This is a genomic window from Chryseobacterium sp. AG363, assembly GCF_003610675.1.
GTDB lineage: Bacteria > Bacteroidota > Bacteroidia > Flavobacteriales > Weeksellaceae > Chryseobacterium > Chryseobacterium cucumeris.
In genome coordinates, this window is the sequence record NZ_RAQF01000003.1 from 26517 (window position 1) to 38972 (window position 12456).

Sequence of the window (12456 nt, forward strand, 5' to 3'; positions counted from 1 at the left end):
ATAAAACTTATTAACATTGAGTCAAAAAGTGGGAAAAAGTGGGAAATTTTGGAAATTATTATATAAATTTGTCCCAAATGAAAAATTTCATTGGGACATATGAGTGTAAAATTGACGACAAAGGCCGCTTAAAAGTTCCTTCATCTTTAATCAAACAGATGGAAAACTTCGACGATAAGGCGTTTGTAGTCAAAAGATCTGTGTTCCAACCTTGTCTGGAAGTTTATCCTATGAATGCATGGGACAAACTGATGGGTAAAATTAATAAACTGAACAGGTTCATAAAAAAGAATGCTGATTTCATACGAATGTTTACGGCAGGAGTAAAAACAGTAGAATTGGATAATGCAGGAAGATTACAGATCTCCAAAGACCTGACAGTTTTCGCAAATCTTCAAAAGGACATTGTGATTACCAGTGCAGGAGAACTCTTCGAAATCTGGGATAAAGATGCCTATGAAAAGGTAATCTCCACTAACGAAGCTGATTTTGCAAGCCTTGCCGAAGATGTGATGGGCTCTTTCGATGAAGAATAACTGTTGTAGGTTATTAATTGATTATATAGTAAATAAAAAACACAATTAAGCATGTATCATAACCCCGTTTTGTTGAAGCAGAGTGTTGATGATTTGGTAACGAATCCTGACGGAATATATGTGGACTGCACCTTTGGAGGCGGAGGCCATTCAAGAGAAATCTTGAGCAGACTTTCCGACAAAGGGAGATTGTTCAGTTTTGATCAGGACCTGGATGCACTTAAAAATACAATTGATGATGCCAGGTTTACATTAGTGAATCAGAATTTCAGATTTCTGGAAAACTCATTGCTGATGTATGGAGTTTCACAGGTGGATGGTGTTTTGGCAGACTTAGGCGTGTCTTCTCACCAGTTTGATGAAGCAGACAGAGGTTTCTCTACAAGAAGCAATGCTCCTTTGGATATGAGAATGAATGTAATGCAGAATCTGGATGCCAAAAGAGTGATTAATGAATATGAAGAAAGTGAACTTGCAGATCTTTTCTATCACTATGGGGAATTAAGAGAAGCAAGAAAGCTGGCGAGAGAAATTGTTCATCACAGAAAAACTAAAAGTATAGATACGACGGAAGATCTGAAAAAATTGTTCAGCTATATTCCGCCTCACAAGGTGAATAAATTCTATGCTCAGCTTTTTCAGGCGATAAGAATTGAAGTCAACCAGGAACTTGAAGTATTGAAAGAAATGCTGGTTCAGGCTTATAATGTTTTAAAACCGGAAGGAAGATTAGTCGTTATTTCCTATCACTCTTTAGAAGACCGCTTGGTAAAAAGATTCCTGAAAAACGGAATGTTCGAAGGAGAGCCGGAAAGAGATATCTACGGAAATTATAAAAAGGCATTCGAATTGATAAAGAGTAAAGCGATCATTCCTGACGATCAGGAAATCGAAGAAAACTCAAGAGCAAGAAGTGCCAAAATGAGAACGGGAATTAAAGTATAAATGTGAATGAGTGAATCGTGAATCATTTAGCAAAATAAAATTGACTATTGACACGAAGTAAATTCACTGCGAAGCAAATTGACATCATAAATTGGCAAAAAGAACAACAAATCGTCCCCAGAAAAGACTCACTTTTATAGACATTATAAAAGGAAACTTTCTGAATCGTGATGAGATCAAAATACATTACAAGTATTTTCTTCTCTTGTTCGTTCTGATGATGGCCATGATTTATACTAACCATCTCGTCAATAAAAAAATAAAAATTGTAAACGCCTTAAAGGAAGAAACAGAAGAATACAAATCACGAAACGCTTACGCCCAGAGTAAGCTGATCAAAGTAAAAATGGAATCAGAGCTGGGGAAAGAGGTTGCCCGGGATTCATTGATGACCCTGGAAAACCACCCTCACAAATTGCTAATAAAACTGGATAGTACAGATGCAAAAGCAAAATGAATACGACAATAAACGTAAGAAAACGTTACGATGGGGCTACCTCTTTGCAGTGGTAGCTTTGTGCGTGTTTGTCATGTTCTTGGCAAGGATTGTCATCCTTCAGAATACCAATGTCCAGGAAATAAAAGATGATTACATTAATAAAAACTATCGTGAGGCCACTTTAAAAGCTGCCCGAGGTAATTTGTTTGCTTCCGATGGTTCTATTCTTGCTACAACGGTGATGAGATATGACATCTATCTTGATTTCAAAACAATGAAAGATACGGTGTACTCCAACAATATCGGAGCGCTAACTGATTCCTTGAGCAAAATGTTCGGAAAACCAAGAAGTGAATTCAGACAGAAGTTTGACGAGCAGAAGAAAAAGAAAAACCAGTACTATACTTTGGTAAAAGGGCTGGATTTCGATCAATACGATAGAATCCGAAAGTTTCCAATCTTCAAAAGAGGAAAAAATAAAGGAGGATTTATTGTTGACAGAAACTATAAAAGAGAATTGGCCACTTCAGAAATCGGAGCCGGAACCATCGGTATGGACAACGGTGAGCTTAAATCCGGACTGGAAGGTGCTTTCTCAAAATATTTAACCGGAACAGACGGTAAAAGGCTGGAGCAAAGAATCAATTCTTCCCAATGGAAACCGATCGACTTCTGGAAAGTTCAGGAACCGGTAGACGGAGAAGATGTTTATACGACTTTAGACCTTAGAATTCAGGACATTGCGCACTCCGCACTTGAGAAGCAACTGATTAATTTCGAAGCCAAGCACGGAACCGTGATTGTGATGGAAGTGGAAACCGGAAAAGTACGTGCTCTTGTTAATTTAAGAAGAACAGAAGAAGGAGAATACGAAGACTCTTACAACTACGCGCTGAAAGATAATATCGAGCCCGGATCTACTTTTAAAACCATTTCGCTTCTGGCAGCAATGGACGATGGATTTATCGATGAAAACACAACGGTAAACGTAGGAAACGGAGTTTGGGTCTATGCAAAACAGAGAATCTCTGACGGCCACGGAGGAGGAACATACGATATCAGTGATGTATTGGCGAAGTCCAGTAACGTAGGAACGGCCAAACTGATCACAAAGTATTATGCTGAAAAGCCACAGATTTTTCTTGATCACCTTAAACGTTGGAAATTATTTGATAAAATGGACATCGAGCTTCCGGGAATCACAAAACCGAAGATCGTGACACCACAAAATAAAAGATGGAATGCCGCAACACTGGCTTCCATTTCTTACGGATACTCTTCCAACATCAACCTGCTGCAGCTGACAACCTTCTACAATGGAGTTGCCAATGGAGGAAAAATGCTTAAGCCTTTATTCATTGATAAAATCATGAAAGACGGAAAAGTGATGTACAACGCAAAACCTGAAGTAATGGTAAACAAAATGGCTTCTGAAAAAGCTATTAAAATGATGACCAGTGCTTTAACCAAAGCAGTAGAAAAGGGAACCGGACGAAGCATCTTTACTCCCAACCTGAAAATGGCAGGAAAAACAGGTACCGCAAGATTCGAATACTGGCTGCCTGGCCCAATGAAATATCGTGCATCGTTTGCAGGATTCTATCCAGCTGATGCTCCAAAATATACTTGCTATGTCATGATCAGTGAACCTAATACCGCAAAAGGATTTTATGGAGGTTCCGTTTCAGCGCCGGTGTTTAAGGAAATTGCAGGAAAAACATTCCTGAAAACGCCTCAGAATATTGAAAAAGAAATGCTTGTAGACAAAAAGGTAAACCTTAGCAAAATGGTGGAGCCTAATGTTAAAGTAGCGGTCAATGATAAACAAATGCCTAATGTGGTAGGATTAATCGGGAAAAATGTAATCCCGCAGCTGGAAAACTTAGGCTACCGTGTCGATTATAAAGGAGTAGGAAGAATTAAAGAACAATTCCCTCTGGAAGGCACCACGATCAGTAAGAACCAGAGAATTTATTTATCTCTGCAAAATTAAAATAAGGTTTCGGAAGAACCATTTAAACCAAAATAAGGCAAGACCTTATTGATAAAGATGATTATAACAGAATTAGTAAACAGAATCCCAGTACTGGAAATCCACGGTGATAATAACCGTGAGGTAACTGAATTGGTGATCGACAGCAGAAAGGTTACAGAAAACTCTCTTTATATTGCCATGAGAGGAACAGTAGTGGATGGTCATTCATTCATTGCCTCTGCTATTGAAAAAGGAGCTGCCGCAATTGTTTGCGAAGAATTCCCTGAAACATTGGTGGAACATGTAACCTATGTTCAGGTAAAAGATTCTTCTAAAGCCCTTGGTCATCTTGCTTCAAACTTCTATGGAAATCCTTCTCAGAAATTAAAACTGATAGGAGTTACAGGAACTAACGGAAAAACATCCGTTTCGACCCTTCTTTTTGATGTTTTCAAAAACCTTGGATATCCGGCCGCTTTACTTTCTACTGTTGAAATCAGAATTGGTGAAGAAGTTATTCCGGCAACCCACACCACTCCTGATGTGATTACCATCAACAGGATCTTGGCGGAAGCGGTAGAAAAAGGATGCGAATTTGCTTTCATGGAAGTAAGCTCACACGGAATTGCCCAAAATAGAATTGAAGGACTACACTTCAAAATAGCAGGCTTCACCAACCTTACTCATGATCATTTAGATTATCATAAAACGTTCGAAGAATATTTAAAAACAAAGAAAAGATTCTTTGATCAATTAGAAGATACCGCTATTGCCATCTCCAATGTGGATGACAAAAACGGGAATGTCATGCTTCAGAACACCAAGGCTAAAAAGAAGTCTTACGCTTTGAAAACCATGGCAGACTATCACGGGAAATTATTGGAAGTGGATTTCAACGGAATGCTGTTGAACTTCAACGGAAAAGAGTTCTGGACAACACTGACCGGGAAATTCAATGTATATAATTTACTGCTTGTCTTTGGAATTGCTGCTGAACTAGGTTTTGAGCAGGATGAAATTCTTCAGGCTATCAGCAAATTAAAAAGAGTTTCCGGAAGATTTGAAACCTTCAAATCCGATGGTGGAATTTTCTTTATCGTAGATTATGCACACACTCCGGATGCTTTGGAAAACATTCTGGACAGCATCAACGATATCAGAACCAAAAACGAAAGATTAATCACCGTATTCGGCTGCGGAGGAGACAGAGATCACTCCAAAAGACCTGAAATGGGAAATATTGCCACTAAAAAATCAACCCTGGCAATCATCACTTCAGACAATCCGAGAACAGAAGATCCTGCGCAGATCATCAAAGAAATTGAAGCAGGCGTTGAACCACAGAACTTCAGCAAATACACTTCAATTCCAGACAGAAAAGAAGCCATAAAAATGGCCATCAAGTTTGCAGAACCTAAAGATATCGTTTTAGTTGCCGGAAAAGGCCACGAAAACTATCAGGAGATCAATGGTGTGAAACATCATTTTGACGACAAAGAAGTAATTAATGAGCTTTGGAAATTAATGAGCAAATAAATTACAAATGATAACTGAAAGAATAATTGTTCAATCATTCATCAATTATCAATGATCATTTATTAACAATTGAAACTATGCTATACTATCTATACGAATATCTAACCAACCATGGAATTCACGTTCCGGGATTAGGATTGTTGAAATACATTTCCTTCCGTGCCGGAATGGCTGTACTATTCTCATTGATTATTGCTCTTGTCTACGGAAAAAGAGTAATCAATTACTTGAGAACAAAACAAATGGGAGAATTGGTGCGTGATCTGGGATTGGATGGGCAGAAACAAAAAGAAGGAACTCCTACCATGGGAGGGCTTATCATTATTTTGGCAACCATCATTCCTGTATTGCTGTTTACAAGAATCACCAATGTGTACATTGTGCTGCTGTTGGTTTCTATGTTCTGGATGGGTGCTATTGGTTTCCTTGATGATTACCTAAAGAAGATTAAAAAAAATAAAGACGGTTTAAGTGGTAAATTCAAAATTGTAGGACAGGTCGGATTAGGGCTAATTGTCGGAATTACAATGTATTTCCACCCGGATATTACCGTTAAAAGAAAATATGCAGATGCTAAAGTAGTGAACAGGAACAATGTAGAGCAAAACTTTATGCCTACAGAAAAAATTACCGTTTCCACTGTTCCTTTTGCAAAAAATAATGAATTCGATTATAGTGGAATTTTGTTTTGGATGAATGATAAAGATGCCCATGAGTGGGCATGGATTGTCTTTATTCCCATTGTAATCTTCATTGTAACAGCCGTTTCCAATGGAGCCAACATCACCGACGGAATTGATGGTCTTGCAGCAGGAACAAGTGCTATTATACTGCTCACACTGGCTCTTTTCGCTTACCTTTCCGGGAACATCATCTTTGCAGACTATCTCAATATCATGTTCCTTCCCAACATGGGGGAAACCACCATTTTTGCAGTCGCAATGGTAGGTGCTGTAATTGGATTCTTCTGGTACAACACTTATCCTGCGCAGGTTTTCATGGGAGATACCGGAAGTTTGATGCTGGGAGGAGTAATTGCCGTTTTGGCCATCATTTTAAGAAAAGAATTGTTGATTCCCGTATTATGCGGAATCTTCTTAATTGAAAACCTGTCTGTAATGCTTCAGGTAGTTGTTTTCAAATACAGAAAAAGAAAATATGGGCTGGAATATGCCCAAAACAACAGACTCTTCAAAATGTCACCATTACACCATCACTATCAAAAGGAAGGGTTCCACGAAAGTAAAATCGTGAACCGAATGATTATCATCGGGGTAATATTGGCCATTGTATGTCTGATCACATTAAAAATGAGATAAAAATAAAAGCTGTAAGCAATAAGCATAAAGCTTAAAGCCTATAGCATAAAGCTTTTATAATATGAAAATAGTTGTTTTAGGAGGTGGAGAAAGCGGATGTGGAGCTGCTTATCTGGCTAAAAAGAAAGGTCTGGAAGTATTTCTTTCAGATAAAGGAGCCATTAAGGATAACTATAAGCAGTTTCTTACCGAAAATGAAATTGAATTTGAAGAAGGAAACCACGATGAAGAAAGGATTTTAAATGCTGACTGGATCGTAAAAAGCCCGGGAATTCCAAAAAAGGCTGATATCATCAATAAAATTCATGAAAAAGGAATCAGACTTTCCTCTGAAATTGAATTTGCTTCAGAATTTACAGATGCAAAGATCATTGCCATTACCGGAAGCAACGGAAAAACAACCACAACTTCACTGATCTACTACATCCTGAAAAATGACGGATTGAATGTAGGTTTAGGAGGAAATATCGGATACAGCTTTGCGAAGCAGGTGGCGGATGAAAACCATGAATACTATGTATTGGAAGTAAGCTCTTTCCAATTGGATGATATTCAGAATTTCAGACCTTATATTTCTTTATTGTTGAATCTGTCTCAGGATCACCTGGATCAGTACAACTACAATTATGAAGAATATGCACTGGCCAAGTTCCGAATCACAGAAAACCAGGAGAATGATAACTTCTTCATCTACAACAAGGATGATGAAATGAGTAAAAATCTTCTTGAAAAGCTTGAAATAAAGGCGAAAATGATTCCTTTCTCAACCAAAGAGAAATTAACGGAAGGAGGTTTTGTGAATGATGATGAAATTGTGGTAAAAATGAAAGACGAATTCGCAATGAAAGTTGATGAATTGTCTCTGCTGGGAAATCACAATGTAGCCAACAGCCTGGCAGCATCTATTGCCGGTAAGATATTAAAAATCAACAATGAAAGCATCAGACATTCATTGATGACCTTCCAGGCCGTAGAGCACAGATTAGAGTTCGTTACTGAAATTGATAACGTAAAATACATCAACGACAGTAAAGCAACCAATGTAAATGCTACTTACTATGCCTTAGAAAGCATGAAAACACCAACCGTATGGATTGTTGGCGGTTTAGATAAAGGAAATGACTATACCGAAATTGAAGATTTAGTCAAAAGAAAAGTAAAGGCAATTGTTTGTCTTGGAGTAGATAACAAGAAGATCATCGATTTCTTTAAAGATAAAAAAGAGCTTATTTATGATACTTCAAGTATGGAAGAAGCCGTGAAAATTTCAAAATCACTGGCTAAAAAAGGCGACACGGTCTTATTATCTCCATGCTGCGCAAGCTTTGACTTGTTCAAAAGCTATGAAGACAGAGGACGCCAGTTTAAAGAACAGGTATTAAATGCCAATGGCCATTAGCCATTAGCCAATAGCATTAAATATGGACGAACAGAACACAGAAAACAGATTTGAATTTCTAAAGGGCGATAAAGTACTTTGGATGGTCATCCTTGTGATCTCCATTTTCTCTATTTTCCCGGTATACTCTGCAAGTTCAAATCTCGAATACATTGTCAATAACGGGACCACAACAGGCCACGTTATCAAACATATGTTCTTTGTAGTTCTGGGACTAGCCATTATGAGACTGGTAGGAACTATAAAATATGAATACATCGGAAAGCTCAGCAGTATCCTGCTCGGCCTGATGATTATTCTGTTGATTGTTACCATGTTTACCGGACAAACCATTGATGGAGCAAGTGCTTCCAGATGGCTGAAAATTCCGGGAACACCAATCTCTTTCCAGCCTTCATCATTTGCCTTTTTAATGCTGATCATCTATCTGTGCAGGTATCTGACCAAAAAGATCACCAGGGAAAGGCTTCCGATAGAGAATATCATGTATATTTTCGGGCCTATCCTGCTTGTTTTTGTATTGGTAGCCAAAGATAACGGTTCAACGGCATTAATGATTTTAATGGTTTCCGTAGTGGTTCTCATAATAGGACAGCTTCACTGGAAATACATTGCAGGATTTATCTCCGCATCATTTGTAGCCATTGTGTTCTTTTTATTGATTGCTTTAAATACCAATATGATCGGTGGAAACCGTGTTCACACATGGATGAGCCGTATTGAAACCTTTACATCAAGCAAAGCCAAAACAGCAGATGCAGATGATGAAAGTGTAAAAGCAAAAAATTATCAGGTAATGCAGGCCAAAGCAGCTATTGTACACGGCGGAATTACCGGAATGGGGCCAGGGAAAAGTGCATTGAAACAAATGCTTCCGCAATCTGCCTCCGACTTTATTTTCGCAGTGATTGTAGAAGAATATGGAGTGATAGGAGCCGCTTTTCTGATCAGTTTGTACCTGATTATGATGATCAGGATTGTAATGATTGCCAGTAAAATGCCGGCATTTTTCGGATCGTTGCTCGTGCTCAGTCTCGGGGTAATGATCTTCATTCAGCTTTCGGTAAATATTGCCGTTGCTGTAAACCTAATCCCGGTAACAGGACAGCCGCTGCCTTTAATTAGTTATGGAGGAACATCCATGCTGGTGACCTATTTACAGTTAGGTATTATTTTAAATATAAGCTCAAGAATTCAGATTTATGATGAAGAAGGAATGGGCAAAAAACAAAGTATAGCAGAAATAAACGATATCGCTTAAAATGGACAAAAAATTAAGAATATTATTATCCGGCGGAGGAACAGGAGGACATATCTTCCCGGCCATTGCCATTGCTGATGAGATCAGAAAAAGATTTCCTGATGCAGAATTTTTGTTCATTGGTGCCAACGGAAAAATGGAAATGGAAAAAGTTCCTCAGGCAGGCTATAAAATTGAAGGAATTGATATCGCAGGAATCGACAGAGGTAATCTGTTATCCAACCTGGGACTTCCTTTTAAGATTCTGAAAAGTTTATCAAAGTCTAAAAAGATTATCAAAAACTTCGCTCCTGATTTTGCTGTAGGAACAGGAGGATTTGCCAGTGGACCTGCTCTTTATGAAGCTAGCAAAATGGGAATTCCGATTTTCATACAGGAACAGAACGCTCACGCTGGGGTAACCAATAAAATTTTAAGCAAGAAAGCCAAAGCCGTTTTCACAGCCTACCCAAAAGTAGAAGGCTTTCCTACAGAGAAAATAAAGTTTCTGGGAAATCCGATTCGTGAGAATATTGTTTCAGGAATGCAGGAAACCGCTCAGGCAAAAGAGAAAATGGGATTGGATAAAGATAAACTTACGATTCTTTCTGTAGGAGGTTCTTTGGGATCCAGAACATTGAATAATGCCTGGAAAGAAAATATTGAGAATCTGAAAGAAAAAGGATATCAATTAATTTGGCAAACAGGAAAGTTGGATTACAAAGAATTATCTTCCAGCCTCCAGCTTCCAGCTTCCATTCATTTGAAAGAATTTATCAAAGACATGGAACTGGCGTATTCTGCAGCTGATATCATTGTTTCCAGAGCCGGAGCTATTGCCATTTCAGAGTTGGCTGTAGCACAAAAGCCGGTGCTTTTGGTACCTTTCCCTTTTGCAGCGGAAGACCATCAAACCAAAAATGCCATGAACCTGGTTGAAAAAAATGCTGCCAGAATGGTAAAAGACTCTGAAATGCAGGAAAAATTCTGGAATACATTATCAGAAATCTGCGAAAATGAAAGGATAAGAAAAGAAATGTCCGACAATCTGAAATATTTTGCCAAACCTAATGCCGCAAAAGAGATTGTAGACGAGATTTTTAACGTAATAAAATAATTAGGAAAGGCTTAGGCAAGCTCAGCCTAACATGAGTAAATAAAACAGTTAGTATTAGAGGTGTCACCCTGAGCTTGTCGAAGGGCCAATAAGCAAACACTAATGAATGAAAATATATTATGTATACATTGTAAAATGTTCCGATAATTCTTACTATACAGGCTTTACCAATGATTTGGAAAGAAGAATTAACGAACATAATGACGGATTAAATCCTGAAAGTTACACGTATACAAGAAAACCTGTGGAACTTGTTTTCTACCATGAGTTTAATGATGTTAATCAAGCTATAAGATTTGAAAAACAAGTTAAAGGCTGGAGTAGGAAAAAGAAAGAAGCAATAATAAATGATAACTGGGATTTATTACCACTGCTATCAAAAAATAGGATGAAAGATTAGAAGGCTTCGACAAGCTCAGCCTGACACCGTTAAAATTTAATTCATTAACGAGTCACTAGCGTAAGTTGATGAAAGCCTTATAATATAAAATATTAGTAATAAAACTCTGAACTGGTTAAAGAGTTATTAAAGATTAAAATATAAATGAACATTTTACAAACATATCAGACTTTTTACTTCGTTGGAATCGGAGGTATAGGAATGAGTGCATTAGCCCGCTATTTCAATGCATCCGGAAAAAAAGTATTGGGTTACGACAAAACCAATACAAAGCTTACTCAGAATCTGATGAATGAAGGCATTGATATTGTTTTTGAAGATCTTATTGATGAAAGGATTACTTCCCTTCAGAAAGAAGATACGTTGGTAATTTATACTCCGGCTATCAAAACGCTTGGAATATTGGATTATTTCAATCAAAATCAGTTTGAAGTTTTAAAACGTGCTAAAGTTTTAGGCTTAATTACTGAAAATACAGACTGTATTGCCATTGCAGGAACTCATGGGAAAACCACCACGTCTACCCTTGTAGCTCATTTGTGTAAAGAGGCCGACCTTCCTTTCTCATGCTTTTTGGGAGGAATTTCTGAAAACTTTAAATCCAACTTCCTGTACAACGGTTCTACCTATTCTGTAGTAGAGGCAGATGAGTATGACAGAAGCTTCCTGAACCTTTCTCCGGACTGGGCAGTAGTAACTTCTACAGATGCAGATCACCTGGACATTTATGGAGACATTAATCATATTGAAGAAGGATTCAGACAGTTTGCAGCTTTAGTTCCTCAAGACAAACAACTTTTTGTAAGAAAAGGATTGGAAATTGGCAGAGGGCATCAAACTTATGCGGTAAATGAGCTTGCAGATTATTATTCAGACAACCTGCGTATGGAGCATGATAAAATTTATTTTGACTTCCATACTCCAACGGAAACAATAAAAGATTTTGTCTGGGAAATTCCGGGAATTCATAATGTGGAAAATGCCACTGCAGCACTGGCTATCCTGCATAATTTAGGCGCAGATTTTGATACGCTGAAAAAAGCAATTGCCAATTTTAAGGGAATTAAAAGAAGATATACCAAACATATTTATCAAAACGGTAAAATTTACATTGATGATTATGCTCACCACCCTACAGAAATCAATGCTGTAATGAGCTCAATCAGAACATTTTATCCGGATAAAAAACTTCTGGTAGCCTTCCAGCCTCACCTTTTCAGCAGAACAAGAGATTTCGCAGACGGATTTGCGGAAAGCTTAAGTAAGGCAGATGAACTCATTCTTCTTGATATTTATCCTGCAAGAGAACTTCAGGAAAATTTTGAAGGAATCACTTCAAACTGGCTGCTGGACAAAGTAACATTAGATAAAAAAGAAGTATCAACATTATCCAGTGCTTTTGAAAAAATAAAAGAAAAAGATTTTGACATCCTTCTTACGGTAGGCGCAGGAAATATAGACACCCTTTATGACCCTATTTGTGAATGGATAAATAAATTATAAAAAGTAATAATGTATTTACGTATTCATGAATACATTTTACATAAATA

The 12456-nt window shown here is 37.7% G+C and carries 11 protein-coding genes; all 11 read left to right on the forward strand.

Annotated features, from left to right (window positions below):
- The first annotated feature begins 77 nt into the window (after window positions 1-77).
- The 11 genes from mraZ to murC all read left to right on the forward strand — a co-directional run bounded on the left by mraZ (window position 78) and on the right by murC (window position 12409).
- The gene (gene mraZ / locus DEU39_RS12990; RefSeq protein ID WP_062672632.1) at window positions 78-536 is read left to right on the forward strand and encodes a division/cell wall cluster transcriptional repressor MraZ; all 459 of its coding nucleotides are present in this window, start codon (window positions 78-80) and stop codon (window positions 534-536) included.
- Window positions 537-587: 51 nt separating this feature from the next.
- Window positions 588-1481: a 16S rRNA (cytosine(1402)-N(4))-methyltransferase RsmH gene (gene rsmH / locus DEU39_RS12995; protein ID WP_062672634.1), complete on the forward strand. Its 894-nt coding sequence runs from the start codon at window positions 588-590 to the stop codon at window positions 1479-1481.
- 91 nt (window positions 1482-1572) lie between these two features.
- Window positions 1573-1938, forward strand: coding sequence for an FtsL-like putative cell division protein (locus tag DEU39_RS13000; RefSeq protein ID WP_002981890.1), 366 nt, complete (start codon window positions 1573-1575; stop codon window positions 1936-1938).
- Window positions 1922-3913: a penicillin-binding transpeptidase domain-containing protein gene (locus DEU39_RS13005; protein WP_120232257.1), complete on the forward strand. Its 1992-nt coding sequence runs from the start codon at window positions 1922-1924 to the stop codon at window positions 3911-3913. Before DEU39_RS13000 ends, DEU39_RS13005 begins: the two co-directional genes overlap by 17 nt.
- A 57-nt stretch (window positions 3914-3970) precedes the next feature.
- Window positions 3971-5431 (forward strand): UDP-N-acetylmuramoyl-L-alanyl-D-glutamate--2,6-diaminopimelate ligase, encoded by a 1461-nt coding sequence (locus DEU39_RS13010; protein ID WP_120232258.1) that lies wholly within the window; start codon window positions 3971-3973, stop codon window positions 5429-5431.
- 77 nt (window positions 5432-5508) lie between these two features.
- Window positions 5509-6750, forward strand: coding sequence for a phospho-N-acetylmuramoyl-pentapeptide-transferase (gene mraY, locus DEU39_RS13015; protein WP_034693896.1), 1242 nt, complete (start codon window positions 5509-5511; stop codon window positions 6748-6750).
- A 61-nt stretch (window positions 6751-6811) separates the two neighbouring features.
- Window positions 6812-8149 carry a UDP-N-acetylmuramoyl-L-alanine--D-glutamate ligase gene (murD, locus tag DEU39_RS13020; protein WP_120232259.1) on the forward strand — a complete coding sequence of 446 codons (1338 nt, stop codon included), beginning with the start codon at window positions 6812-6814 and terminating at the stop codon, window positions 8147-8149.
- Between the two features lie 22 nt (window positions 8150-8171).
- Window positions 8172-9410 carry an FtsW/RodA/SpoVE family cell cycle protein gene (locus DEU39_RS13025; RefSeq protein ID WP_120232260.1) on the forward strand — a complete coding sequence of 413 codons (1239 nt, stop codon included), beginning with the start codon at window positions 8172-8174 and terminating at the stop codon, window positions 9408-9410.
- 1 nt (window position 9411) lies between these two features.
- Complete coding sequence (gene murG, locus DEU39_RS13030; protein ID WP_120232261.1) at window positions 9412-10506, forward strand: undecaprenyldiphospho-muramoylpentapeptide beta-N-acetylglucosaminyltransferase; 1095 nt, start codon at window positions 9412-9414, stop codon at window positions 10504-10506.
- A gap of 106 nt (window positions 10507-10612) precedes the next feature.
- Window positions 10613-10906, forward strand: coding sequence for a GIY-YIG nuclease family protein (locus DEU39_RS13035; protein WP_120232262.1), 294 nt, complete (start codon window positions 10613-10615; stop codon window positions 10904-10906).
- A gap of 144 nt (window positions 10907-11050) precedes the next feature.
- Window positions 11051-12409, forward strand: a complete 1359-nt coding sequence (murC, locus tag DEU39_RS13040; protein WP_120232263.1) for a UDP-N-acetylmuramate--L-alanine ligase — start codon at window positions 11051-11053, stop codon at window positions 12407-12409.
- Window positions 12410-12456 lie beyond the last annotated feature (47 nt).